The following is a 25,901-nucleotide window of genomic DNA, read 5'->3' as shown; positions in this document are numbered from 1 at the left end:
CCATTGGTGGTCAGACATCATAAATCCGAGCTGATCACCCGGAAACCGTATGACGCGTCTTCGCGATCCCGCCCTCGATTTCGTCCAAACCGAAAAGAGTGCCCGGCGGGCACTCTTTTCGGTTTGGACCGTCGTGTCGTCAGCCTGCCGCATCTGCTCCGCTCGTTCCCGCTTGCGCGGGAGCGAGCGGAGGCGGTCTTGTCGTGTCGGGTCACCGGGACGCCATTCTTACCCTCTCCCAATGGGAGAGGGTCGGGCGCGAGCGCAGCTCGCGCTCGGTGTGAGGGGATCAGACGCCAGCGTGGGCACCCCCTCACCCGGATCGCTTCGCGATCCGACCTCTCCCCGCCGGGGAGAGGTGAAGTGAAGCGCGTCTTCAGGTCAGCGGGACGCCCTTGCGCTCGGGGATCAGCAGCGCCGTCGCGATGATGTCGATGACGTAGAGGATCGACAGCAGCGCGATCGCCACCGTGAACGAGTACTGGGCGGCGATTGCCCCGACCACCAGCGGGCCGAAGCCGCCGACGCCGCGGCCGAGATTGAACAGCACGTTCTGCGCCGTCGCCCGCGCCTCGGTCGGATAGAGCTCCGACATCAGCGCGCCGTAGCCGCCCAGCATGCCGTTGACGAACAGGCCCATGATGGCGCCACCGACCAGAAGATGCATCGGATCGGTGAGTTGCGAGTAGACCAGCACCGAGATGGCGGCACCGCCCTGGTAGAGGAAGAAGATCGGGCGCCGGCCGAAGCGGTCGGCGAGCTGGCCGAACAGCCAGATGCCGAAGGCCATGCCCAGGATCGTCACCGAGGTCCACACCGCCGACTTGGTCAGCGAGTAGCCGAACCGGTTGGCCAGATAGTTCGGCAGCCAGATCATCACGCCGTAGTAGCCGAAGTTCTGCACCGAGCAGAGAATGAACATGCCGATGCTGATCTTGGTCGTCTCGGCGTCCTTGACCAAGAGGCCGAGCGGCAGGCCCTTGCGCTCCTGCTTCGCGACCTTCTCGATGAAGATCGGCGGCTCGCCGATGGTGCGGCGGACGATGAAGGCGACCACGGCCGGCAGGATGCCGACCATGAACATGCCACGCCAGCCGATCAGCGGCAGCAGCAACGGGATGACGATGGCGGCGAGCAGCACGCCGGCCTGCCAGCCGAGGCCGACATAGGACGACACGCGCGCCCGCTTCTCGGCCGGCCACGCCTCGGCGGCGAGCGCCATGCCGATGCCGAACTCGCCGCCGAGGCCGAGGCCCGCGACGGTTCGGTAGAACAGCAGGTCCCAGTAGCCCTGCGCGAAGGCGCACAGGCCGGTGAACACCGCGAACAGCAGGATGGTCCAGGTCAGCACCCGGACGCGGCCGTAGATGTCGCTGAGATTGCCGAACAGGACGCCGCCGGCGACGGCGCCGATCAGCGTCCAGGTGACCAGCGAGCCGGACTGCGCGGGCGTGAAATGCAGGTCTGCCGCGATCGCCGACAGCATGAAGCCGAGAATGAGCAGATCGAACCCGTCCATCGCGTAGCCGATGGCGGAGCCCCATAGCGCTTTCCAGGCGTATTTTTCCTGTTGTTCCGCCGACAGGACGGTGTCCGAAGCAGCCGACATGGTTCTCTCCTGGGTATGGTCACCCGAATGCTTGGCCACCCCGTGCGGGAGGCCCCCCAGCCTCATGTATCATTATTGAGACAGTTCTGACAATTCGACTCTGGTGAACTCCCCTGAAATGCGCGGGGGGCAAACCTGCGCGGGACGCCTCTTCGGCCGGGCCGAAACCTGTGCATGACGGCGCCGGAGGATCGGGCGGCGGGGACGGGGCGGCGCTTTTCGGTTGCGTCGCATTTAAAAAATGAGACAAAACAGCCGCGGTCCGGCAACCGCGACTGCCCTGCAGGTCGGTGCGGCCGGTCGCGATGGATTGGTGCTGATGGCGGAACATCTGGCCGAGATCGGCCGACGGCTGCGCGCCTATCGCTTGGGCAAGAACCTCACGGTCAGCAAGATCGCCGAGTCGATCGGGGTGTCCAGGGCCGCCGTCTATCGGCTGGAGCGGGGCGAGCTCGTCAAGATCGAGACGCTGGAGAAGATCTCCGAGCTTCTGGAAATCTCGCTGCCCTCGCTGATGGGCGTCGGGGTCGAGTACTACGCCAATGCGGTGGCGTTCTTCGAGCGCATGCGCCAGCTCGAGGAGAACGCCGTGCATGTGCTCGGCAACTTCTCGCCCTTCTCTTTCCTGCTGCTGTCCGACGAATACATGGGGCACCTGCGCACCATGCTGGTCGAGGGCATCCCGGACAGCCACCGCGACCCGGAGACGGCGCTCGCCACCATCGATGGGCTGCTCGCCATCCTGCACGAGCGCCGGCGCGTGGCGGGGACCCGGCACACGCCGGTGCTCAGCATCGTCAGCGCGCCCGATATCGAGCGCTTCCTGCATTCCGGCCTGGTCGGCCGCTTCGACCTGCCGGGCGAGGTGGTGCGCGAGCGGCGGCTCGCCGCCGCCCGCGAGGTCGAGCGCGTCGCCATCCTGCTCGAGCACCCGCCGATCGGCGTGCAGATCGGCGTCATCGAGGACCAGGCGCCGTCGCAGACCTTCCAGGTGTTCGAGGCGGCCGATTCCGCCGCCGTGACGCTGAGCCCTTACCGGCTCGGCGATCACCCCAACATCACGTCCGGCATCGCCATGGTGACGACGACGCCCGAGGCCGTCCGCCTGTTCAAGACCACGGTGACGGAGCAGTGGAGCCGCGCCCACAAGGGCGAGGCCGGCGCCCGCATCCTCGCCGCCTTGCTGGCCCGCACGCCGCGCTGAGGCGCGTCAGGGCCGGTCCCAGACCATCGCGGCGATCCGCGGATCGGCGGCGAAACAAGCGCGGTCGAAGGTCAGCCCCTGCTTCGGGCTTTCGCAGATCGCCTGCACGCCGGCTGCGTTCAGGTGGACGCGCCATGTCCGCTGTTCGACCGGCTGCGGGGACGCGAAGGCTCGGCAGGTGAGCAATGCGAGATTGTGCCCGTGGCCGGGGTCGCGGATCGACGTGTAGCGAATGACCTCGATCGAGGCCGCGCGGGCCGTCTCGGCGAAGGCTTGGCATGGCCCGTAGTCGGTCGGATGAAACAAGCCGGGCTGTGCGGCCGCGTATCGGCCGAGGTCGATGGCACGCCCGGCCGCGTATGCGACCGAGAAGGCGGTGAACTCCGCCGGGTTGGACGGCCACGGCGTCGCCGGTGACTCGGCGAAGAAGAGGAGCCGGTGGAATGCCGTCTCGGCCATCGCCGTCGCCGGCGTCTCGGCCGCGTAGAATATCCCCTCGGTCATGCCGGCCCGCCTGAACCGCGACCCGGTCGGATAGGCGGCCCCATATCGAAACGGGGTCGACAGCAGATAATGGAGGCCGCGGCACTCTGGAGGGAGCACCGGTTTCGTCTCCTCGATCAGTGTCTCCAGCAGCGTCTGCTCGGTGACCGAGTCCACGAGCTTCAGGGTCGAGGCATGATGCTGGGCTTCCACCAGCCGCCAGCCTGGGCCGGAGAGCGCCTGCGCGTCAGACGACAGCGCGGCGGGCGTCCAGGTACTGGATGACATTGACGAGGCCCTGCAACGTCTGGATGAGCGTCAGCGGCTCGGCGTCCAGCGTCGTGTTGCGAGCCTTGAGCCAGGCGGCCGCAGCCGAGTCGTCGCCGCCCAGGATCGCATCGAGCGATCGATAGAGCCGCACGAACAAGACCGCCAGCTCGAACGGCTTTTGCCCGCGCTGGAGCTGATACGCGCCGCTCCGCATGCGCGACACCGTCGCCTCCGAGACGCCGATCACGGTCGCGAGCGCCTTGCTGGTGAGCCCGAGCCTGGCCGCGGCGCGAAGCGTCGCCTTGGTGATGACCGTGGCTTCGTCGGTGGCCGGTGCTGGTTGGATTTGGATCGACATGCGACAGTCCTTCCTCAGAAAGAATATCGCAAAATAGTTTCTACTGCAACAAGCATCAAAGCGGACCGCGCCGATGGTCGATCGGCGCGGTCCCGCGGCTCAGGCCACCACCCGGATGCCGGCCGGCCCCGCCTCGGCATGCCCGATGCGGCTCGCGGCCGGGTAGCCGGCCGCGGTCACGATGCGCAACAGCTCGTCGGTGCGCTCGGGTGCGCAGGCGATCAGCAGGCCGCCGGAGGTCTGCGGATCGGTGAGGACATGCCGGCGCCAGTCGGGCAGGCCGTCCGGCAGCACCACGGACGTTCCGTAGCTCGCCCAGTTGCGGTGCGAGGCGCCGGTGACGCAGCCGGCCTCGGCGAGCCGCGGCGCATCGGCGAGAACCGGCACGGCCTGCAGCGAGGTGGTCAGCGTCACCCCGGAACCGCGCGCCATCTCCAGCGCGTGGCCGAGCAGGCCGAAGCCGGTCACGTCCGTCACGGCATGGACGGCGGGATCGCGGGCGAGCTCGGTGCCGATCCGGTTGAGCAGCGTCGTCGAGGCGATCATCTCGGCATAGGCGGTGTCCGACAGCACGCCCTTCTTGATGGCGGAGGAGTAGATGCCGACCCCGAGCGCCTTGGTGAGGATCAGGTCGTCGCCGGGCCGCGCATCGGCGTTGCGGCGCACCTGCTCGGGCCGGCAGGTGCCGATCACGGCGAGCCCGTAGATCGGCTCGGGCGAGTCGATCGAATGGCCGCCGGCGACCGGGATGCCGGCCTCGGCGCACACGGCCGCGCCGCCGGCGAGGATCTTTCTGATCATCTCGGGCGGCATCTTGTCGATCGGCATGCCGAGGATGGCGAGCGCCATGATCGGCCTGCCGCCCATGGCGTAGACGTCCGAGATCGCGTTGGTGGCGGCGATGCGGCCGAAGTCTACGGGATCGTCCACCATCGGCATGAAGAAATCCGTGGTGGCGATGATGCAGGTGTTGTCGTCGATCTGCCACACGGCGGCGTCGTCGCCGGTCTCGGTCCCGACCAGGAGCTGGGCGAACGGGCCGGCCGCCGGCTGCTCGGCGAGGAGCTGCTGCAGCACCGAGGGGGCGAGCTTGCAGCCGCAGCCGCCACCATGGGCCAGGCTGGTGAGGCGGACGTCGTGGATGGTCATGACAAAGCTCCGGTGAAGCGTGACAGGGCGGCCGCGGATGCGTCGGACGCGGCGGCGGGTGCATGGGTGCGCAGCCCTCGCCAGGCGGCGGCGAGATGGTCGGCGGCGGCCTCGACATCGGCGGCCGTGGTGGCGCGCCCGAGCGACAGCCGCACGGCGCCGAGCGCCGCGTCGCGGTCGATCCCGAGCGCCGTGAGGACGGCGGAGGGCTCCTCGCTGTCGGCGTGGCAGGCCGATCCGGTCGAGGCGAGCACCTGCGGGCAGGCGGCGAGCAAAGCGCGGCCGGAGACGCCCGGGAACAGCAGGTTCAGCGTGTTGGGCAGCCGCGCATCGGGATGCCCGACCAGCACGAGATCCGGCACGGCCCGCTGCAGCTCGACCAGGAGCTGGCCGGCGAGCGCGCCGATCCGGATGGCGTCCGCGTCCTGCCGCGCCGCCGCGATCCGGCAGGCGGCGCCGAGGCCGACCATGAAGGCGACGTTCTCGGTGCCGGGCCGCCGCCCGTGCTCCTGGCCGGCGCCGGCGAGCAGCGGCGGCAGCGCGACGCCGCGCCGGACATAGAGGGCGCCGATGCCCTTGGGCGCATAGAGCTTGTGGCCCGCGATGGTGAGCAGGTCGACGCCGAGCGCGTCGACATCGACCGCCACCTTGCCGAGCGACTGCGCCGCATCGGCATGCACCAGGACGCCACGCGGGCGCGCCGCGGCGGAGACCGCCTCGACGGGCTGCAGCGTACCGATCTCGTTCTGGGCGTGGATGATCGTGACCAGCGCCGTGGTGTCGTCGATCGCCTCGCTCACCGCCGCGGCGGCGACGCGGCCGTCCGGATCCGGCGCGACCCGGCGCACCGGATGCCCGGCGCGCTCGAGCAGCCGGCAGCATTCCTCGGTCGCCGGATGCTCGATCGAGGTGGTGACGACGCCGCGCCGGTCCGGCCGCGCGACGGCGGCGCCGCGGATCGCCATGTTGCTCGCCTCGGTGCCGCCGCTGACGAACACGATCTCGTCCGGTTCGGCGCCGATCAGCGCCGCGACCTCGGCCCGCGCCGTCTCGACGGCGTCGCGGGAGCGGCGGCCGAGCGGATAGGCCGAGGACGGATTTCCATACGCCTCGCGCAAGAACGGCAGCATGGCATCGAGCACGGCGGGATCGACCGGCGTCGTGGCGTTGTGGTCGAGATAGATGTCCGTCATGGGGATGCGGTTCCGGGGGCTGTGTCGTGCCGCTTGACGATCCTGAACACGTAGAGCCCGCCGGATTGGTCCTGTCCGTCGAGCGCATGGCCGGTCTGGTTCACGAAATGCGGAATGTCGATCACGGTCAGCGGGTCGGTGCATTCCAGCACCAGGGTGCCGCCGACCGGCACGGCGCGCAGCGCCGTCTTGGCCCGCAGCACCGGGATCGGACACAGGAGCCCGCGCAGATCGAGGACGGTTTCGTTGTTGCTCACGCCTGTCATCGTACTCGCTCTCCATCCTCCGTTCGTCCCCGCGAAAGCGGGGACCCAGGGGCCTCACCGAAAGATGCCCTGGATTCCCGCTTGCGCCGGAATGAGCGGAGAATATGGACGTGTCGTCGCTCGCAACGAACGCCTCACGCCGCGGTCGTCTCCTTGGCCCGAATGACGTAGCGGAAGCCGTCCGGATCGAGGCAGTCGAGCCGTTGGCTGGCGGTCTCGGCCTGCGGATACATCAGGAAACCGACGCGCGGACCGCTGGCGCCCGGCAGCGCCAGGTCGTGCGCGACATTGTAGGCGAGCCAGTTGGTCTCCCAGGCGCCGAACAGCGCCTTGCGGGCCGCCGCGACCTTGGGGTCGTCGATGGCGAGATTGGTCGGCGGCTCCTCCAGCATGACCTTGCGCACGTCGGCCGGATCGACCGGCACCCAGCCGAACGCCTCGAGCCACACCTCGGCGCGGCAGTGCTGCGCCTTGGTGATCACCTCGGAGCCGGCGCCGAGGCTCTTGTAGCCGAAGGCCGAGGGCGCGATGCGAATGCCGTAGAGGTCGCGCGCCGGCAGGCCGGCGGCGCGGGCGAGCCCGACATAGAGCGCGTTGAGGTCGGCGCATTTGCCGCCGAGATTGCCGGTCTTCAGCATCGCGGCGATGTCGCCGATGCCGCAGCCGCGCGTCTTGGGGTCGCGATAGGCGTTCTCGACGATCCATTCGTAGATGGCGCGCGCCTTGTCGAGGTCGCTCGCGGCCTTCACCGTGATCCTGTCCGCCGTCTCCTTGACGATGCCGTCGACCGGGATCAGCTCCGTGCCCTCGGTGTAGAGCTTTCGCGCCGCCTCGGACAACGGCGCTTGGCGGGACGGATTGGAAAAGTCGACGGCGCGGTCGCGTGTCGTGACCCGGCTCGTCACCTCGACGAAGGGCGCGGTCTCGCCCGCCGCCCATTCGACGTGGACCATGCCGGCACCGTATTTCGCGTCGCGCACCAGCTCGGCGCGGCCGTTGGTCGTGAAGCTGCTGTCGCGGGAGCGGAACCAGGCCGCCTCGTCCACCGACGGGACCGGTACCCAGGCCTGGGTGCGTCCCTCGGGGCGGGCGATCTCCAGTCGCGTCACCACGTCGAAGCTCCGCCATGCGCCGGGCTGCGGAGAAAACGCCGCCTGCGCGCGCGCCGAGGCGGGCAGGGCGGCCGCCGCCGAGATCGCCACGCCGGCTTTCAGAAACTCACGACGATGCATGCTCACGATTCTCCTCCCGGCTTGCGTGTCACGGTGATGTTTCCGTGACGGCTGCTTTGATCGTTGTCAGGGCGCACCGGCGCCTCGAATTGCTCTTGCGTCTGGCGCCTGCTCCCCCAGGAGAGGCGCGAGCGCCTCCGTCACGGCGTCGCTGCTCCAGTCCAGATCGCCCTCGGCGACGAGCCGCGGCGTGCGTCCGGCATCGAGCGCCACGGTGGTCGGCAGGGCGGAAATGCCCCACGCCTTGGCGACGGCGCGGTCGCGATCGAGCAGCACCGGATGATCGAAATCGGTTGTTGCGACGAAGCGACGCACGCGTGCGTCGACTTCGCCGACATCGACGGCGAGGACGGTAAGGGCGTGCGCCTCATGCCGCGCTGCGAAGTCCCGCAGAGCGCCGAGCTCGGCCCGGCACGGCTCGCACCAAGTCGCAAAGAAATGCACCAGCACGACGCGGCCGGGCGAGTCGTCGAGCGTGATTCTGTGGCCTGCGAGATCATCGAGCGTGAAGGCGGGCGGCGTGTCGCCGGTCCACGGGACGAGTCGTGTCTCGGCCGACAAGGCCGGGGTCGCCGCAGGGACGAGTGCGAGAATGACAAGCAGCGCGACGGCGCCTGCCGTGGACAGTGCAGCACGAAACCGATCGGCGCGACCTGATTCCGAGCGCTCCGCCGAAACCATGCCCGACATGACCGCGGCGGCCGCAACAGCGCGCCGACGATTCGGCAACATTGCTTCGCCCCGAAACTCGGGAGCCATTGCGAGGATCACGGTGACACTGTGCGAGCGGGGTGCCGCTGCCGTCAAATGAAATCCGGCGTCGCTCGGTCTAAAGTCGCGTCAAGAAAACACGACAGTGGCGCGATCTGATTTGTGCGATGCGAGATGGTATCGTGTGCCGTTCGTCTCGCTGAAATCCGGCGTAAAATCCGGCTATGGAAGCCGAGCAGTCTTCGGATTCGTTTTGACTTCGGCATGGTTCCAAAATAGCTTTTTCGCGACCACCTGAATCGACGATCTGGCCGGCGCCGTGTGCGCGGCCTCGGCACTGCCCCCGGCGGGGGCCAATGTTCACCAGGAGGGACTGTCCATGAATATGGAGCTCTCGCGGCGCGGCTTCCTGGCCGGCGCCGGCGCGGGTCTCGCAGGTACGACGCTCGGCGCCTTCGGCTTCGGCGATGTCGAGGCGGCGCACGCCGCAGCGATCCGTCCGTTCAAGCTGGCGAACACGGCGGAGACCCGGAACACCTGCACATACTGCTCGGTCGCCTGCGGCATCATCTTGTACTCGAAGGGCGATCTGAAGAAGGGCGAGAAGGCCGAGATCGTCCACATCGAGGGCGACACCGACCACCCGACCAATCGCGGCACGTTGTGCCCGAAAGGCGCCGGCCTCCTCGACATGGTGCATGCCGAGACCCGCACGCTCTATCCGCAGGTCCGTAAGGCGGGCTCCGACAAGTTCGAGCGCATCTCGTGGGACGCGGCGCTAGACCGCATCGCCCGCCTGATGAAGGACGACCGCGACCGCAACATCATCGAGAAGAACGGCGATGGTGTCACGGTGAACCGGTGGACGACGACGGGCTTCCTGGCGGCGTCCGCGACGACCAACGAGACGGCCTGGGCGACCTACAAGGTCGTGCGCAGCGCCGGCATGGTGGTGTTCGACAATCAAGCCCGTGTCTGACACGGCCCGACGGTGGCCAGTCTGGCCCCGACGTTCGGCCGTGGTGCGATGACGAATTCCTGGACCGACATCAAGAACACGGATCTCGTCGTCGTCATGGGCGGCAATGCCGCCGAAGCTCATCCTTGTGGATTCAAGTGGGTCACGGAGGCCAAGGCCAGCCGTGGCGCCAAACTGATCGTCGTCGACCCGCGCTTCACCCGCACGGCGTCGGTGGCGGACTTCTACGCGCCGATCCGGCAGGGGTCCGACATCGCCTTCCTGCTCGGCGTGATCAACTACTGCATCCAGAACGACAAGGTGCAGTGGGAGTACACCAAGGCCTTCACCAACGCGGCCTATATCGTGAAGGAGGGCTTCGCCTATCAGGATGGCCTGTTCACCGGCTACGACGAGAGCAAGCGCGACTACAACCGCTCGACCTGGGACTACGAGATCGGGCCCGACGGCTATGCGGTCGTCGACGAGACGCTCGCGCATCCGCGCTGCGTCTGGAATCTGCTCAAACAGCATGTCGCGATCTACACGCCCGAGCTGGTCGAGCGCATCTGCGGCACCCCGAAGGACAAGTTCCTGACGGTCGCCCGGATGATCTCGGAGTGCGCGTCGCCGACCAAGACGATGACGTCGATGTACGCGCTCGGCTGGACCCAGCACTCGAAGGGATCGCAGAACATCCGGGCGATGGCGATGCTGCAGCTCATCCTCGGCAATATCGGGGTGCGCGGCGGCGGCATGAACGCGCTGCGCGGGCACTCCAACATCCAGGGACTGACCGACATCGGCCTGATGTCGAACCTGATCCCCGGCTATCTGACGATCCCGACGGAGCGGGAGCCGACCTTCGACTCCTACATGTCGACCCGCGGCTTCAAGCCGCTGCGTCCCGACCAGATGAGCTACTGGCAGAACTACCGGAAGTTCTTCGTGAGCTTCCAGAAGGCGATGTGGGGCGACGCGGCGACGGCGGCGAACGGCTTCGCCTACGACTGGCTGCCCAAGCTCGACGTTCCGGCCTACGACGTGCTGCGGGCCTTCGAGCTGATGCACACCGGCAAGATGAACGGGTACTTCTGCCAGGGCTTCAACCCCCTGCTGTCGTTCCCGAACCGCCGGAAGATCACCGCGGCGCTCTCCAAGCTCAAGTTCCTGGTCGTGATGGACCCGCTGCAGACCGAGACCGCGCGGTTCTGGCAGAACCACGGAGCGCACAACGACGTCGACACGGCGTCGATCCAGACCGAGGTGATCGAGCTGCCGGCCACCTGCTTCGCCGAGGACGAGGGGTCGCTGACCAACTCGGGCCGCTGGCTGCAGTGGCACTGGGCCGGCGGCACGCCGCCCGGAGAGGCCAAGCACGACGCCTGGATCATGGCGCAGATCCATCTGCGCCTGAAAGAGCTCTACCGCAAGGAGGGCGGGCCGGTCCCGGAGCCGATCCTGAACCTGGAGTGGCGCTACAAGGACCCCGACGAGCCCACCCCCGAGGAGCTCGCCAAGGAGCTCAACGGCTACGCCACCGACGACATCACGGATCCGAACGATCCGACCAAGGTGGTGCTCGCCAAGGGCAAGCAGGTGGTCTCGTTCGCGGCGCTGCGCGACGACGGCAAGACGGCGAGCGGCTGCTGGATCTATTCCGGCTGCTTCAACGAGGCGGGCAACAACATGGCCCGCCGCGACACCTCGGATCCGGACGACACCGGCGCCTTTCTCAAATGGTCGTGGGCGTGGCCGGTCAACCGCCGAATCCTGTACAACCGGGCCTCGGCGGACGTCTCGGGCAAGCCGTGGGATCAAAGCCGCAAGCTGCTCGAATGGGACGGCACCAAGTGGACCGGCTACGACGTTCCGGACATCGCCCCCAACGCCAAGCCGGAGGTGGTCGGACCGTTCATCATGAACCCCGAGGGCGTGTCGCGGTTGTTCACCCGCGGCATGATGCGGGATGGACCGTTCCCGGCCCATTACGAGCCGTTCGAGTCGCCGGTCGTCAACGTCGTCGCACCGAAGGTGCGTGGCAATCCCGTCGCCCGGGTGTTCCGCAACGACATGGAGCAGTTCGGTGACGCCAAGGAGTTCCCCTATGCGGCGACCTCCTACCGGCTCACCGAGCACTTCCACTTCTGGACCAAGCACTCTCACGTGAATGCCGTGCTCCAGCCCGAGTTCTTCGTCGAGATCAGCGAGGAGCTCGCCAAGGAGAAGGGCATCAAGCGCGGCGGCACGGTCCGGGTGTGGTCGAAGCGCGGCTCGGTCACGGCCAAGGCGGTGGTGACCAAGCGCATCAAGCCGCTGATCTGCGACGGCAAGACCGTCCACATCATAGGCATTCCGCTGCACTGGGGATTCATGGGCGCGGCCAGGAAAGGCTTCGGGCCGAACTCGCTCACCCCCTATGTCGGCGATGCCAACATCGAGACGCCCGAGTACAAGGCGTTTCTGGTCGATATCGAGCCCATCGCCGGGCCGGTGGCATAGGGAGGGCGAGCCATGTTTCCTCCGTTCCCCAACCCGCCGACCACGCCGACCCAGGCCCGCTTCGGCGAAGGCGATCTGATCCGCCGCTCGGCGTCCTCGGTGACGCCGCCGGCGCAGCGCCAGACCGAGGTGGCCAAGCTCATCGACGTCTCGAAGTGCATCGGCTGCAAGGCCTGCCAGTCGGCCTGCCTCGAGTGGAACGACCTCCACGAGGAGGTCGGCGTGAACGTCGGGGTCTACGACAACCCGCTCGATCTCACGCCGGCCAGCCTGACGGTGATGCGGTTCACCGAATGGGTGAACCCGGAGAGCCAGAACCTCGAATGGCTGATCCGCAAGGACGGCTGCATGCATTGCGAGGATCCGGGCTGCCTCAAGGCCTGCCCGGCGCCCGGCGCGATCGTGCAGTACTCCAACGGCATCGTCGACTTCGTGCACGAGAACTGCATCGGCTGCGGCTATTGCGTGAAGGGGTGTCCGTTCAACATCCCGCGCATCTCCAAGGTCGACGAGAAGGCCTACAAGTGCACGCTCTGCTCCGACCGCGTCGCGGTCGGGCAGGGGCCGGCCTGCGCCAAGGCCTGCCCGACCCAGGCGATCGTCTTCGGCACCAAGGAGCAGATGAAGAGCCACGCCGACGGTCGCATCAAGGACCTGAAGTCGCGCGGCTTCGCAAATGCCGGCCTGTACGACCCGCCGGGCGTCGGCGGCACGCACGTGATGTATGTGCTGCACCACGCCGACAAGCCGGAGATCTATGCCGGCCTGCCGAACAATCCGCGGATCAGCCCGCTGGTCGATCTGTGGAAGGGCGTCTCCCGCTACGCGGGCTTCGCCGCGATCGGCGCCTTCGCGGTGTTCAGCGTCCTGCACAGCGTGGTGGCCGGCCGCAGCAAGGTGTCGGAGGAGGACGAGACGAACGCCAAGCGGCTCGCCGACCATGAGGGGAGTAACGGCAGTCAGGAGAGGGCGTCGACATGAGGCACGATGAAGTCGTGAAGGGCGATACCCTTCACCCGGGCGATCCGGTCATCATCGACCGCTACTCCACCACAGCCCGGTTCAATCACTGGATGACGGCGGCGAGCCTCGTGCTGCTCGCCCTGTCGGGCCTCGCCCTGTTCCACCCGGCCCTCTACTTCCTGACCGGGCTGTTCGGCGGCGGGTCGAACACGCGCGCCATCCATCCCTGGATCGGGGTCTTCCTGTTCTTCGGCTACATGGGCCTGTTCTTCCGGTTTTGGAAGGTCAATCTGTGGACGCCGACCGACGGGACCTGGCTGTCCAAGCTGCACGTCTTTCTCACCGGGCACGAGGAGGACATGCCCGAGGTGGGGCGCTACAACTTCGCCCAGAAGGCCGTGTTCTGGTGGATGGGAATCCTCATCATGATCTCGATCGCCAGCGGACTGGCGATCTGGGACCAGTACTTCTCGACCTACACGACCGTCGACCAGAAGCGCATCGCCGTGCTGGTCCACTCCATGGCGGCGATCGTGATGATCTGCATCGTCATCGTGCATGTCTACGGCGCCCTGTGGGCGAAGGGCACCATGACGGCCATGCTCAAGGGCCGGGTGACGGGCGGCTGGGCGTGGCGGCACCATCGCAAGTGGCTGCGCGAGCTCGCCGCCGACGAGAAGGCCCGTCCGGGCACCCCGCCGGCGACGCCGGCGGAGTGACGGGCGGCGTGATCCGATCTTCCGACCCTCCCCTGGAGGGGGAGGGTCGGGCGCGAGCGCAGCTCGCGACCGGGGTGGGGTGAAGCCACAAGCTCGTCTTCGCCGATCACCCCCACCCGGACCGCTTCGCGGTCCGACCTCTCCCTCCAGGGGGAGGTGAAGATAGGCAACAGTCGATATTGGGATTAGCGTCCGCAAGTCTGGTCCCGTCACGTGGCCCGTGCGGTTCGTGAGGTGAGCGATGAGTGACGTCGGTTCTGGTGGCGCTGCGGGCGGAGAACTCGGCTCGCTCGGCAACATCGCGATTCCGCCCTTCGCGGTGCGTCCCGATCCGGAGGCGCTGTTCCTGCGGCGAAGCGATCGGTTCCGTGCCCTCGCCGACGGCAATCCCCTGAAGCCCTACCTGATCTTCCTGGCCGACCTCGCCAGCGCCCAGCACTGGATCCAGCAGGAGCTTCCCCCTGTCACGGCGCCGGGGCCGGAGATGCTGGCGCGTGCCCGCACCCACGGCATGCCGCCGCTCGACCGCCAGGGTTTTGTGCCGGACGCGGCCTGCACGGCGACTCTCGACCGCCTGCTCGCAGTGTTCGCCGACTGCGAGATGCCGGACCCGGCCCGTGCCGCCCTGGGCAGCGTCGTCGCCGCCGATCCGGCGAGCCGCACCGTGATGATGCGCGCCGTGCTGGCCGACGCCATTCCGGTCGAGGCGATCGCCGGCCATGTGCTGGTCGCGGCCGCTCTGCAGGTGCATTTCGCCCGCCTTGCCGCGCGGCTCGATACGGCCTCGCTGAGCGCGCTCGGAGACGGCGTCTGCCCGGCCTGCGGCGGCCGGCCGGTGGTCTCGCTGATCGCCGAGCGGCACGGCGCCAATGCGGCGCGCTACTGCGTCTGCGCGCTGTGCAGCACGCAGTGGAGCTACGTCCGCATCAAATGCACGGCCTGCGGTTCCACCAAGGGCATCTCCTATCAGGAAATCGAGGGCGGGGGCGGCACCATCAAGGCCGAGACCTGCTCGGAGTGCGGCAGCTACGCCAAGGTTCTGCACCATAACAAGGACACGGCGCTCGATCCGGTCGCCGACGACGTCGCGACACTCGGGCTCGACCTGCTGGTGCGGGAGACCGGGCTGCGCCGCGCCAGCACCAACCCGTTCATGCTGAGCTTTTGAGGACGCGCCATGACGGCCCACGCCGCGGTGCTCCGTCGCCTGCCTTCGGTCGACGAGGTGCTGAAGACCTCCGCAGCGTGCGCCGCGGTCGAGCAGTTCGGTCGCCCCGCCGCGGTCGCCGCCGTGCGCTCCGCGCTGGACGAGACCCGGACGGCGCTGCGTACCGGCGGCGTCGTGGTCGCGGCCGATACGGCGACGGCCGACACCGTGGCACAGGCCGCGCTCGCCCGGCTCGTCGCCGCGGCGTGGCCTGCCGTGCGGCCGGTGTTCAATCTCACCGGCGTGGTGCTGCACACCAATCTGGGCCGCGCCGTGCTGGCCGAGGCCGCGATCGAGGCCGCCGTCGCGGCGATGCGGCAGGCGGTCGCGCTGGAGTTCGACCTTTCCACCGGCCGGCGAGGCGAGCGCGACAGCCTTGTCCGCGATCTTCTGTGCGAACTGACCGGCGCCGAGGACGCCACCGTCGTCAACAACAACGCGGCCGCCGTGCTGCTGGTGCTCAACACGCTGGCCAAGGGGCGCGAGGCCGTGGTGTCGCGCGGCGAGCTGATCGAGATCGGCGGCGCCTTCCGGATGCCTGACATCATGGCGCGGGCCGGCGCCCGGCTGGTCGAGGTCGGCACCACCAACCGGACGCATGCGAAGGACTATGCCGAGGCGTTGACCGAGCGAACCGGGCTGGTGCTCAAGGTCCACACCTCGAACTACCGCATCGAGGGTTTCACGGCATCGGTCCCGGCCCGTGACCTCGTGGCGCTGGCGCGCGAAAAAAACGTGCCGCTGGTCGACGATCTCGGCTCCGGCACGCTGATCGATCTCGCCCGCTTCGGCCTCGCCCACGAGCCGACCGTCGCCGAGGCGGTCGCGGCCGGCGCCGATCTCGTCACCTTCTCGGGCGACAAGCTTTTGGGCGGTCCGCAGGCCGGCCTCGTGGTCGGTCGCAAGGATCTGATCCAGAAGATCAGCCGCAACCCGATGAAGCGGGCGCTGCGGGTCGACAAGATCCGCCTCGCGGCGCTGGAGGCGACGCTCAAGCTCTACCGCGATCCCGACCGGCTCGCCGACCGGCTGCCGACCATCCGGCATCTGGCGCGACCGTATGACGGCATCGCCGCGCAGGCGAGACGCCTGTGCCCGGTGCTCGCCGCCGCGCTCGGCGAGACATTCGCGGTCGCGGTGGCGGACTGCAGGAGCCAGATCGGCTCCGGCGCGCTGCCGCTGGAGACGCTGTCGAGCGCCGGCCTTTCCGCGCGCCCCTGTACGGAGCGGGGGGCCGGCCGCACGCTGGACAAGCTCGCGCAGGCGCTGCGCGAATTGCCCGTGCCGGTGGTCGGCCGTGTCGCCGACGGCGCCCTCGTGCTCGATCTGCGCTGCCTCGACGACGAGGCGGCCTTCGCGCAGAACCTCGCTGGTCTCGCGGGAGCCGCCGATGCGCTGGCTTGATCGTCTGCCCGGGCGGGACAAGCCCGCCCTCGACGTCAAGGCCCGCATGGCCGAGGCCTATGACGCGGCGGGCCGACGCGACTATGCGGTGGCGCTCGACATCTGGGCCGAGCTGGCCCAGGCCGGCGTGCCGCGGGCGCAGAACAATGTCGGCGCCTGCTTCGCCGAAGGGCTCGGCGTCGAGCGCGATCCGGCGCTGGCACGGCGCTGGCTCGAGCTTGCCGCCGCGAACGGCGATCCGATCGGCCAGCGCAATCTCGCGTCGCTGTGCTTCAAGGGCGAGGATCGCGAGCCCGACTTCGCCAGGGCCGCGGAGCTCTATCGCGCGGCGGCCGAGCAGGGCGACGGGGTCGCGCAGGACATGCTGAGCTGGATGCTGATCGAGGGCGAGTGCATTCCGCGCGACGTGCTGGCGGCGCGCCGGTGGGCGGAGGCTGCCGCCCGGCAGGGCGTCGCCTCGTCGATGACGCGCCTGGGGATGCTATTTCACGATGCCCTCGGCGTGCCGCGCGACCCGGCCGAGGCGGCGCGCTGGTGGCGCCGCGGCGCCGAGCGCGGCGACGCCGACGGCCAAGCCATGCTCGGTGCTGCGCTGTCGATGGGGACGGGGGTGGAGCGCGATCCGGTCGCAGCGCTCGCTTGGCTGCTGCGTGCGCAGGCGGGCGGCAGCAGGCTCGCCGCCCAGTTCCTCGGCGCGGCGCGCACCGCGCTCGACGACGCGGGGCTCGCCGAGGCAGCCCGCCGCGCCGCCGCGCCGCCGCCGGAGCCCGCGTCCCTGCCGGAGATCAAGCCATGATCGTCGGCACGGCGGGCCATATCGACCACGGCAAGACCGCGCTGGTGCGGGCGCTCACCGGGGTCGACACCGACCGCCTCAAAGAGGAGAAGGCGCGCGGGATTTCCATTGATCTCGGCTTCGCCTATCTGCCGGTTCCCGCGGACCCGGTCCGCGCCGACGAAGGACCGGGCGGCAGCGTGCTGGGCTTCGTCGACGTGCCGGGGCACGAGCGCTTCGTCCACACCATGGTGGCGGGGGCGAGCGGCATCGACGTTGTCCTGCTGGTGGTCGCCGCCGACGACGGGGTGATGCCGCAGACCCGCGAGCATCTCGCCATCGTCGACCTGCTCGGCATCGGCCATGGCGTCGTCGCGCTGACCAAGGTCGACCTCGTCTCGGACGAGCGGCGTGCCGAGGCGGCCGACGAGATTTCGGCGGCGCTCGCCGGCACGGGCCTCGCAAATGCGCCCGTCGTGCCGGTGTCGTCGGTGACGGGCGATGGGATCGACGCTCTGCGTGCGCATCTGTTCGCGGCGGCGAAGGCCTTCGGCAGCCGCGAGGGGCGAGGCAAGAAATTCCGTCTCGCGGTCGACCGCTCGTTCACGCTCGCCGGCACCGGCACGGTGGTGACCGGCACGGTCCTGTCCGGCCGCGTCACGGTCGGCGACCGCGTGGTCGTCAGCCCATCGGGCCTGGTCGCGCGCGTCCGCTCGATCCATGCGCAGAACCGTCCGGCCGAGCAGGGTGTGGCCGGTGATCGCTGCGCCCTCAATCTCGCCGGCGAAACCATCTCCAAGGAGGCGATCCGGCGCGGCGACGTGGTGCTCGATCCCGCCCTGCATGCGCCGGCCGAGCGCATCGACGCGCGGCTGCGCCTGCTGCCGGGCGAGCCGAAAGCCGTGCCGCAATGGATGCCGGTGCGGCTCCATCACGCCGCATCGGAAGTCGGCGCCCGCATCGTGCTGCTCGACGATGCGCCGCTCGGCCCCGGCAGCGAGGGCCGGGTGCAGCTCGTTCTCGACAGGCCGATCGCCGCGGCGGTGGGCGACCGCTTCGTGCTGCGCGACGTCTCGGCGCAGCGCACGATCGGCGGCGGGCGCTTTCTCGACCTGCGCGCACCGGCCCGCAAGCGGCGGACGCCCGCGCGCCTCGCCCAGCTCGATGCCCTGGCGCTCGCCGATCCGGCGGAGGCCCTCGCCGCCCTGCTGGCGCATCCGCCCGGCTGGGTCGAGCTCGGCGGCTTTGCCCGCGACCACGCGCTCGCCGACGACGCGCTTGCGCACATCGTCGAGACGCTCGGCCTGGTGCGGATCCCCGACAAGGACCAGACGGTCGCGCTCGCCGGCGACGCCTGGGCGTCGCTTTCGCGCAGCATCGGTGCGATCCTCGACGCGTTCCACCGCGACAATCCCGACCTGCCCGGCATCGGGCTCGAGCGGCTGCGGCTACAGGCCGAGCCGCGCCTGCAAGCGCCGGCCTTCCGGGCCGTGCTGCAGACCCTCGCGCGCGCCGGCGAGGTGGTGCTCGACGGCGCCTGGGTGCGGCGGCCCGGACATGCGGTGCGGCTGAGCGAGGCCGAGGAACGGCTGTGGCGGGCCATCGCGCCGCGGCTCGGCGGGCCCGACAAGTTCAAGCCGCCGCGGGTGCGCGACCTCGCCGGTCTGCTCGGAGCCGCCGAGCCCGAGGTGCGGCGCGTCCTCAAGCTGACGGCGCGCACCGGCCGGGTCGACGAGGTCGCCCACGACCATTACTTTTTGCGCACCACGGTCGCCGAGATGGTCGAGATCGCCTGCGATCTTTCGACCGGTCCGACCGGCAGCTTCACGGCGGCACAGTTCCGCGACCGCGTCGACAACGGCCGCAAGGTCGCGATCCAGATTCTGGAGTTCTTCGACCGCCACGGCGTCACCTTGCGGCGCGGCGATCTGCGGCGCATGAACAAGCATCGGCTCGACCTGTTCGGTATGCCGGCGCAGGCCGATGCCGACGACGATGCCGATCAATCAGCTTTCGGAAGAGAAGCGTCCCCGGTGGGGCGTCCGGACTTCAAATCCGGGAGGGGCCGCGAGCCGGTCTCTGGTGGGTTCGACTCCCATTCTCTTCCGCCACGTCTCGGGAGCGTGCGATGACGGTCGTCTCCACCCTGCCGGTCCTGCAGGCGCTCGTGGCTGCCGCCGACGGCGCCGACCGGGCCGAGCGGCAGTATCGCCAGGAGGCCGCGCAGCGCATCGCTGGGCTCGAGCAGGAGCGGACTTTCGCGTATCGCCGCCTCGGCCTGATGCGCGAGCTCGTCGACGCGATCGCCGGCGCCGACGCCGAGGAGAGCGCGCTGTCGATCGCCGCCGCGACGTTGCGGGGGAAGCTCGGCTGGAGCAGCGAGAGCGAGGCGCGCAGCGAGGTCCTGGAGCGCTTCGCCCCGGTGACGCAGGCGCTGTTCCGCAGCCTCACCAGCGAGGACGACCCGGCCCCGTCGCCGCAGGACGTGCTCGCCGATTTCGAGCGCTGGTACGCCGACAGCCGCAGGTCGCCGTTCTGGATCCTGTTCGAACGCTATGTCCAGCAGACGCCGCTTGTGGATTTTTGAGACGTCGTGCGCTTCTTCACCTCTCCCCGCAGGCGGGGAGAGGGAGAACCGGCGCCGTCTCGGAATGACGATCACTGAAAGGTGAGACCGGTGACCCGGCGTCTGCTGATCGTGCTGCTCAACACCGATCCGCGCAACCCGGAGGAGCTCGGCGCGCCGTTCTATCACGCGGCCGTCGCGGCGGCGATGGACTACGCGGTCGACGTGGTGTGCACGGCGACGGCCGGGCGGCTGATGCGCAAGGGGGTCGCCGATGCGATCCGCATCAAGCCCGACCATCCCAAGACCGTGCACGACTGGATCCGCGAGGCGCACCAGCAGGGCGCCCGCTTCTGGGCCTGCCCGGCCAATCTCGATCTGCTCGACATGACCGAGGACGACCTCATTGCGGAATGCAGCGGCATGATGGGCGCCGCCACCATGATCCGCGACCTGATGGAGGGCGACTGCCGAGTGCTGACGTATTGAGGCCCGTCATTCCGGGGCGCGGGCCGAAGGTCCGCGAGCCCGGAATCCATAGCCCCTGTCTGTGAGTATGGATTCCGGGCTCGCCGCGGAGCCTGTCATCGGGCCGGCCGAAGGCCGGACCCGTTGGCGGCGCCCCGGAATGACCAGCTCGTGTGAGGTTGCCCGTGGCCAAAATACTGGATGCCGACTATCCGGACGATCGCTTCTACGACATGGGGAACCAGCTCTGGTACGCGGTCGAGGCCGATGGCGTCGTGCGGGCCGGCTTCACGCCCTGGGCCGCCGCCTTGATGGGCGACGTGCTGGTGTTCACGCCGAAGCGCACCGGCCAGGCGGTCGAGAAGGACCGCTGGATCGCCATGGTCGAGGGCGGCAAATGGGTCGGCGCGGCGCGCGCCGGATTCGACGGCACCGTGGTCGGCCACAACGAGCGGCTGGTGGACCATCCCGAACTGCTGACGCAGGATGCGTTCGGCGACGGCTGGATGATGCGCCTGCGTCCCGCCCGGGACGACTGGCGCGACGGCCTCGTCACCGGCGACGCCATCGCGACCGCCTTCGACGCTTGGCTCCTCACCGGCGCCTACAAGGACCGCACCGGGTAGCGCCGCCCGCACCACGCCGCCCGACCCTCTCGCCTCGTCCATCCTGCCTCGCCCACCCGCCCGACCATCCCGCCTGACCGAACCCACCAAGACCGAGCGCTGAACGCGCCCATCGAGGAACTGCCCATGATCAGACGACATCTTCTCGCCGCCACCCTTGTGATGCTCGCGGCTGCGCCCGCCGTCGCGCAGACCGCCGCATCGACGCCGGCCGACAAGCCGGGGCCGCTGGTGATCGAGCGGCAGGGCAGCTTCTTCGTCGGCGGCCGCGACGTGAAGTCCGACACGCTGTCGACCCTGCCGGCCTATGCGCCGTCCGGCACCATCACGGTCGACCAGATGTATGTCCGCTATCAGGTGCCGGTCGACGCGCGCCGCCGGCCGCTGACGCTGATCCACGGCTGCTGCCTCACCGGCAAGACCTGGGAGACGACGCCCGACGGCCGCATGGGCTGGGACGAGTATTTCGTCCGCAAGGGCCATCCGGTCTACGTGATCGACCAGGTCTCGCGCGGCCGCTCCGCCGCCGATCCGAGCCTCGTCAACAGCGTGCGGCTCGGCAAGACGCCGGCCGACAAGGCGCCGCCGATCTTCGCGGCTGGGCACGAGGCCGCCTGGGCGATCTTCCGCTTCGGCGCCGAGTACCCGCAGGTCCATCCCGGCATGCGCTTCCCGCTGAAGGCCCAGGAGGAGTTCTGGAAGCAGATGGTGGTCGACTGGATCGCCACGCTGCCGACCCCGAATCCGACCGTGCCGGCGCTGTCCGAACTCGCCAAGAAGCTCGACGGCACCGTGCTGATCAGCCACTCGCAGTCCGGCATCTATCCGTTCCAGACGGCGGCGCTCGATACGCGCGGCATCGCCGGAATCGTCTCGATCGAGCCCGGCACCTGCCCGGCCGCGACCGGCGACCTGAAACCCTATCTCGGCATGCCGGTGCTGATCCTGTGGGGCGACTATGTCGACCTGTCGTCGCGCTGGTCGCCGCGCCTGAAGGCGTGCCGCGAGTTCGCCGAGGCGGCCAAGAAGGCCGGCGGCCGGGTCGAGAACGTCGTGCTGCCCGAGATCGGCATCAAGGGCAACTCGCACATGCTGATGCAGGACGACAACAGCCTGGAGATCGCCGAATGGCTGTTCGCCTGGATCGACAAGAATGTCGAGCAGGCCAAGCGCTGATCACGCGGCGCTGATGTCGCGAGCCTGCCGCGGCGCGCTTTTGCGCCACGGCAGGCTGCGCCACGATCGTCCCGGCGCTACAGCCCGTGACGCCTGATGACGCCCCTCGATTCGTAGCGCGCCACTGCGCCGTACTGCGACGCGCTGGACAAGAGGCCGCTCTGATAGCGGCTGCCGAGCGCGACGACGTCGTAGGTCAGGAACAGCAACACCGTCGACAAGATCCAAATGAAGACGTGCATGGGTCCCACTCCTTGATCCCGGACCTCTGACCGGTCGATCGCCACGGGGTGCTCGCAAACGTCGAGGCGTGCGGGACGCGCTGCCGGCCGCCGCTGTGCCGCCGGAGGCGGCAGCGCGTCCATGCCACGCCACACGACGGATCTAATCAGCAAGATGTCGCGGCCCGGTTAGGCCGTGCGGCGAGATCGCGGGCTGGTGTTTCGCGAAAAGTTTCGTCGAATGCCACGCAGTTCCGTGCGTCGAATTCCGACGGACTGCCGCCATTCACGCCGGCGTCGGGAATTCCTCGCCGGTCCACTCGTGCGGCACGCTCAGCCGTCCGGCGACGATGTCGGCGGAAATCCCGGCGATGCGCGAGCGTACTGCGTCCGGCACCCGCGGTGCCATGGCCAGCCGCACCGCTTCCGGTGTCTCCAGGCCGACCTGCCGGATCACGCCGGGCCCAAAACGGCCCGCCGCCTTGTCGGCGATCGCCTGATACACGGCGCGGCCGGAGTCGGCGCAGGCCGAGGCGACGAACACATCAGGCACGATCGTGATCCAGTCGACCACGTTGCCGATCTGCTGCACGCCACTCTCCCGGCAGGCGTCGATCGCGCCGGCACGGCCGGCATTGAGCATGGTGAAGACGATGTCGGCGCCGGCCGCGATCATCGCGGTCGCGATCTTCTTCGACAGCGCGTTGTCGTCCTGGTTGCCGGAGAAGTTGGTCAGCAGCCTCGCCTTCGGATTGGTGTGCGCGACGCCGTGCGCATAGCCGGCGCGGCCTTTCAGGCCGGGCACCACCCGGATGCCGGACATGTGGCCGACGACGCCGGACTTGGTCATCAGGCCGGCGAGCGCGCCGGCCAGGAAGGCCGACTGCTCCTGCAGCACCTCGTAGCTCGCGAGATTGGCGCCGGTGACGTTGCCCTGGGTGACCACGAAGGCGATGTCGGGGAATTCGGCGGCAACCGCCTTGGCGGCGGCGTTGTTCTGGCCGCCATGGGCGACGACCAGATCGGGCTTTTGGCGCGCCAGCTCGCGCAGCGCGGCGGCGAGCGCGTCGGGCTGCGGCGCGATGCCCTGTGTGAATGCGATCTCGGCCGGCACCTGCTTCTCGGCGAGGCGCAGGCCCTCGTAGCCGGCCTGCATGAAGCCGCGGTCGTCGACCTTTCCGGCGAACAGCGCGGCGACGCGCAGGTTTGCCGCCAGGGCGGGACGTCCGCCGAGCAACGGCATCAGCCCCGCGGCCGTGACCGTGAGCAGCAGCGTGCGGCGGCCGATGATCGTCGATCTCATGCGGTACCTCCTCGCTCGCCCGTGGTCAGGCAAGTGCAGCGCCAGGAAGCGATCTTATCATGGCACGACGGCGGCGCTCCCTCTCCCCGCGCGTGCCATGGCATGCACAGATCGCGTCACACGCGTGAGAGTCGTCATGCGCGGGCTCGACCCGCGCATCCATCCAGTTTCGCAAAAAAACTTTGTTCGCGAATGATGGATCGCCGGGTCAAGCCCGGCGATGACGCCGGCGGGTGGGGAACGCTCTTCGCTATATGACCTGATTTCCTCGACTAAACGAGATCTGTGCATTCCTTGGCCCGCGCGCGGGGAGAGGTGAAGGAGGCATGGGTCCCACGCGAAGCCTCAGTCCAGGACGATGTTGGCCGCCTTGATGACCTCGGCCCAGCGCGCCCGGTCGATTTCGACCAGCTCCTTCAGGCGCTCCGGCGGACCGCCCATCGGGGTCTGGCCCTGGGTCTCCATCACCTTGAGCACCTCGGGCAGCTTCAGCACCTCATTGACGCGGGCGTTGATCTGCTGGATCACGTCGGCCGGCGTCTTGGCCGGCGCGAACATGCCCCACCAGTTGTCGACGTCGACGCCGGTGATGCCCTGCTCGGCGAAGGTCGCGACGCTGGGCGCCACGGGGTTGCGGGCGCTGCCCATCAGTGCCAGCACCTTCACACGGCCGTCCTTGGCCAGCTCGGTCGCGGCGTTGATCTGCATGAACATCGCACTGATGTGGCCGCCGGCCAGATCCGTCACGGCCGGGGCGAGGCCGCGATAGGGCACGTGCACCATCTCGATGCCGGCGCGGCGGCGGAACAGCTCCATCGACAGATGGTGGGGCGTGCCGATGCCGGGCGAGCCGTAATTGATCGGGTCCTTGGCGGCCTTCGTCTTCTCGACGAACGCGGCGAGCGTGTCGACACCGAGCGACGCGCTCACCACCAGGGCGAAGTTCGCCGTCACCAACGCCGCGACCGGCTCGAAGCTCTTCACCGGGTCGTACTGGAGCGACTTGAACAGGCTCGGATTCATGACGATCGTGTTGGCCGTGACCAGGAGCGTGGTGCCGTCCGGCGTCGCCCGGGCGACGCTGAGCGTGCCGAGATTGCCGCTGGCGCCGACCCGGTTCTCGACGATCATGGTCTGGTTCGAAAGCTGCCGCAGGTGCTCGGTGAGCAGCCGTCCGAACAGATCGGGGGCGCTGCCGGCCGTGTAGGGCACCACCACGGTGACGGGCGGGCCGCCGCGCTGCGCCAGTGCAGCCGGCGACAGGGCGAGGTCGGCGAGCGCCAGCCCCGACAGAGCGAGGCCGCCCGTGCAGACGGTGCGTCGCGAGATCGGCTGGGTCATGGCGTGTCTCCTGTGGGGGCGGGGCCGGGATCGATGCCGTAGAGGCGTGTGGCATTGCCGGCCAGGATGGCGGATTTCTGCTCGGCCGAGAGGAAGGCGGCGTCCTGGATGAAGTCGACCGGCCGGGGGTCGCCTACGGGATAGTCCGAGCCGAGCAGCACGCGCTCGGTCCCGACGGTCTCGACCAGACTCGCGAGGGCACGCGGATCATAGACGCAGGTGTCATAGTGCAGCATGCGCAGATAGTCGGCCGGCGGCTTCGACATGTTCTTCCGTGTCGCCGGCTTCTCGATGTAGTTCCGCTCGATGCGGCCGGTGTAATACGGCATATAGCCGCCGCCGTGCGAGATGCAGATGCGGAGATTCGGATAGGCGTCGAGAATGCCGTCGTAGAACAGCGAGGCGATGGCGAAGGTCTCCTCGATCGACTGGCCGAGGCTGTTCCACATCATGTAGGGGGCGAGCCGCGGATCCGGATTGCCGGCCGGATGCACATAGACGACGGCGCCGAGCGCCTCGGCCTTGGCCCAGAACGGCCGCAGGGTCGGATCGCCGATCTCCTTGTCGCGCACCCGCGACGAGATTTGCACGCCCGCTAGGCCGAGCTCGCCGACGCAGCGCTCGAGCTCGGCGGCGGCGAGATCGGGCGCGTGCAGCGGCACGCCGCCGAGCCCGGCGAAGCGCGACGGGGCACCGCGCACCAGCGCCGCGATGGCGTCGTTGTTGCGCCGCTCGATGGCGAGGCTCTCGGCGGCTTCGGCAAAATAGCTGCACTGGTGCACGAGGCTGGCGCTCAGCACCTGAACGGCGACGCCCATGCGGTCCATGGCGGTGATGCGCTCGGTGACGTCGGCCATGCGGCGCACCACGTCGCCGTTGCGGGCGACGACGGCAGCCTTCTGCTCGGGCGACAGCGACGGGTCTGCTTCGGCGCGGGCAAAGAGGCTGTGCGGTTTGGTGACATCGTAGACGGAGGGCACGATCACGTGCGCGTGCACGTCGATCGCCGAAAGCAGGGGTGTGCGGGGCAGGGCGGTCTCGCTCATGACGGGGGTACGGGCCAAGTGGTGCCGATCGCGGGAGGCGGACTCGACAAGTGCGGACATTAGGCCAGGGAGCAACGTGTTCTCAATTACGGACAATCCCGAGCAGACTAGCCCCGCCAAAAGCGCATGGTCGGCTTTCGCTGGCCGGGCC

The 25,901-nt window shown here is 69.0% G+C and carries 23 protein-coding genes, 1 tRNA gene and 1 pseudogene; 13 read left to right on the top strand and 12 right to left on the bottom strand.

The genetic code is table 11. The features are described from left to right. Positions 1–376 precede the first annotated feature (376 nt). On the bottom strand, positions 377–1,609 hold the full coding sequence (locus HXX10_RS21605; protein ID WP_296525127.1) for an MFS transporter: 1,233 nt from the start codon (positions 1,607–1,609) through the stop codon (positions 377–379). A gap of 319 nt (positions 1,610–1,928) precedes the next feature. On the opposite strand from HXX10_RS21605, the gene HXX10_RS21600 reads away from it, so the two are divergent. Then, positions 1,929–2,813 carry a helix-turn-helix transcriptional regulator gene (locus HXX10_RS21600; RefSeq protein ID WP_296525125.1) on the top strand — a complete coding sequence of 295 codons (885 nt, stop codon included), beginning with the start codon at positions 1,929–1,931 and terminating at the stop codon, positions 2,811–2,813. A gap of 6 nt (positions 2,814–2,819) precedes the next feature. Here HXX10_RS21600 and HXX10_RS21595 read toward each other — a convergent pair whose 3' ends face one another. From HXX10_RS21595 to HXX10_RS21565, 7 genes are all read right to left on the bottom strand, one after another. After that, positions 2,820–3,584, bottom strand: coding sequence for an RES family NAD+ phosphorylase (locus HXX10_RS21595; RefSeq protein ID WP_296525122.1), 765 nt, complete (start codon positions 3,582–3,584; stop codon positions 2,820–2,822). Further along, positions 3,544–3,924 (bottom strand): MbcA/ParS/Xre antitoxin family protein, encoded by a 381-nt coding sequence (locus HXX10_RS21590; protein ID WP_296525120.1) that lies wholly within the window; start codon positions 3,922–3,924, stop codon positions 3,544–3,546. Before HXX10_RS21590 ends, HXX10_RS21595 begins: the two co-directional genes overlap by 41 nt. Positions 3,925–4,023: 99 nt before the next feature. After that, positions 4,024–5,073 (bottom strand): selenide, water dikinase SelD, encoded by a 1,050-nt coding sequence (selD, locus tag HXX10_RS21585; RefSeq protein ID WP_296525117.1) that lies wholly within the window; start codon positions 5,071–5,073, stop codon positions 4,024–4,026. Further along, positions 5,070–6,266 (bottom strand): cysteine desulfurase family protein, encoded by a 1,197-nt coding sequence (locus HXX10_RS21580; RefSeq protein ID WP_296525115.1) that lies wholly within the window; start codon positions 6,264–6,266, stop codon positions 5,070–5,072. The genes selD and HXX10_RS21580 overlap by 4 nt, the downstream gene beginning before the upstream one ends. After that, positions 6,263–6,523: a sulfurtransferase TusA family protein gene (locus HXX10_RS21575; protein WP_296525113.1), complete on the bottom strand. Its 261-nt coding sequence runs from the start codon at positions 6,521–6,523 to the stop codon at positions 6,263–6,265. Before HXX10_RS21575 ends, HXX10_RS21580 begins: the two co-directional genes overlap by 4 nt. Before the next feature lie 143 nt (positions 6,524–6,666). Further along, complete coding sequence (locus HXX10_RS21570; protein ID WP_296525135.1) at positions 6,667–7,764, bottom strand: transglutaminase-like domain-containing protein; 1,098 nt, start codon at positions 7,762–7,764, stop codon at positions 6,667–6,669. 66 nt (positions 7,765–7,830) lie between these two features. Continuing rightward, positions 7,831–8,571 (bottom strand): TlpA disulfide reductase family protein, encoded by a 741-nt coding sequence (locus HXX10_RS21565; RefSeq protein WP_296525111.1) that lies wholly within the window; start codon positions 8,569–8,571, stop codon positions 7,831–7,833. Positions 8,572–8,854: 283 nt separating this feature from the next. On the opposite strand from HXX10_RS21565, the gene fdnG reads away from it, so the two are divergent. From fdnG to HXX10_RS21505, 12 genes and pseudogenes are all read left to right on the top strand, one after another. Continuing rightward, on the top strand, positions 8,855–11,935 hold the full coding sequence (gene fdnG, locus HXX10_RS21560) for a formate dehydrogenase-N subunit alpha (protein ID WP_296525110.1): 3,081 nt from the start codon (positions 8,855–8,857) through the stop codon (positions 11,933–11,935). 12 nt (positions 11,936–11,947) lie between these two features. Further along, positions 11,948–12,916, top strand: a complete 969-nt coding sequence (fdxH, locus tag HXX10_RS21555; RefSeq protein WP_296525108.1) for a formate dehydrogenase subunit beta — start codon at positions 11,948–11,950, stop codon at positions 12,914–12,916. Further along, positions 12,913–13,617 carry a formate dehydrogenase subunit gamma gene (locus HXX10_RS21550; RefSeq protein WP_296525107.1) on the top strand — a complete coding sequence of 235 codons (705 nt, stop codon included), beginning with the start codon at positions 12,913–12,915 and terminating at the stop codon, positions 13,615–13,617. The genes fdxH and HXX10_RS21550 overlap by 4 nt, the downstream gene beginning before the upstream one ends. Positions 13,618–13,858: 241 nt before the next feature. After that, positions 13,859–14,785 (top strand): formate dehydrogenase accessory protein FdhE, encoded by a 927-nt coding sequence (gene fdhE, locus HXX10_RS21545; RefSeq protein WP_296525106.1) that lies wholly within the window; start codon positions 13,859–13,861, stop codon positions 14,783–14,785. 9 nt (positions 14,786–14,794) lie between these two features. After that, entirely contained in the window at positions 14,795–16,228 is a 1,434-nt protein-coding gene (gene selA / locus HXX10_RS21540; protein ID WP_296525104.1) for an L-seryl-tRNA(Sec) selenium transferase, read from the top strand. Then, positions 16,215–17,024, top strand: a complete 810-nt coding sequence (locus HXX10_RS21535; protein WP_296525102.1) for a tetratricopeptide repeat protein — start codon at positions 16,215–16,217, stop codon at positions 17,022–17,024. Before selA ends, HXX10_RS21535 begins: the two co-directional genes overlap by 14 nt. Continuing rightward, positions 17,021–18,883: pseudogene (selB, locus tag HXX10_RS21530) on the top strand (selenocysteine-specific translation elongation factor); the annotation flags it as partial. The gene HXX10_RS21535 and the pseudogene selB, both read left to right, overlap by 4 nt. Before the next feature lie 135 nt (positions 18,884–19,018). After that, positions 19,019–19,114, top strand: a tRNA-Sec gene (locus HXX10_RS21525). Between the two features lie 17 nt (positions 19,115–19,131). After that, entirely contained in the window at positions 19,132–19,590 is a 459-nt protein-coding gene (locus tag HXX10_RS21520) for a hypothetical protein (RefSeq protein ID WP_296525101.1), read from the top strand. Between the two features lie 90 nt (positions 19,591–19,680). Further along, entirely contained in the window at positions 19,681–20,058 is a 378-nt protein-coding gene (locus HXX10_RS21515) for a DsrE/DsrF/DrsH-like family protein (protein WP_296525099.1), read from the top strand. A gap of 164 nt (positions 20,059–20,222) precedes the next feature. Continuing rightward, on the top strand, positions 20,223–20,663 hold the full coding sequence (locus HXX10_RS21510; protein ID WP_296525097.1) for a hypothetical protein: 441 nt from the start codon (positions 20,223–20,225) through the stop codon (positions 20,661–20,663). Between the two features lie 126 nt (positions 20,664–20,789). Then, entirely contained in the window at positions 20,790–21,839 is a 1,050-nt protein-coding gene (locus HXX10_RS21505; protein WP_296525096.1) for an esterase, read from the top strand. Positions 21,840–21,916: 77 nt separating this feature from the next. Here the strand turns inward: HXX10_RS21505 and HXX10_RS21500 are convergent, their stop codons facing one another. From HXX10_RS21500 to HXX10_RS21485, 4 genes are all read right to left on the bottom strand, one after another. Then, entirely contained in the window at positions 21,917–22,081 is a 165-nt protein-coding gene (locus tag HXX10_RS21500; RefSeq protein WP_296525094.1) for a hypothetical protein, read from the bottom strand. A gap of 265 nt (positions 22,082–22,346) precedes the next feature. Then, the gene (locus HXX10_RS21495) at positions 22,347–23,363 is read right to left on the bottom strand and encodes a BMP family protein (RefSeq protein ID WP_296525091.1); all 1,017 of its coding nucleotides are present in this window, start codon (positions 23,361–23,363) and stop codon (positions 22,347–22,349) included. Positions 23,364–23,708: 345 nt separating this feature from the next. After that, positions 23,709–24,704 carry a tripartite tricarboxylate transporter substrate binding protein gene (locus HXX10_RS21490; protein ID WP_296525090.1) on the bottom strand — a complete coding sequence of 332 codons (996 nt, stop codon included), beginning with the start codon at positions 24,702–24,704 and terminating at the stop codon, positions 23,709–23,711. After that, positions 24,701–25,750 carry an amidohydrolase family protein gene (locus HXX10_RS21485; RefSeq protein WP_296525088.1) on the bottom strand — a complete coding sequence of 350 codons (1,050 nt, stop codon included), beginning with the start codon at positions 25,748–25,750 and terminating at the stop codon, positions 24,701–24,703. The genes HXX10_RS21490 and HXX10_RS21485 overlap by 4 nt, the downstream gene beginning before the upstream one ends. Positions 25,751–25,901 lie beyond the last annotated feature (151 nt).

Source organism: Rhodoplanes sp., from assembly GCF_013377085.1.
In the GTDB taxonomy this organism is placed as follows: Bacteria; Pseudomonadota; Alphaproteobacteria; order Rhizobiales; family Xanthobacteraceae; genus Rhodoplanes.
The sequence above is the reverse complement of the archived record's forward strand: the minus strand, read 5'-3'. Positions and strand labels throughout refer to the sequence as shown.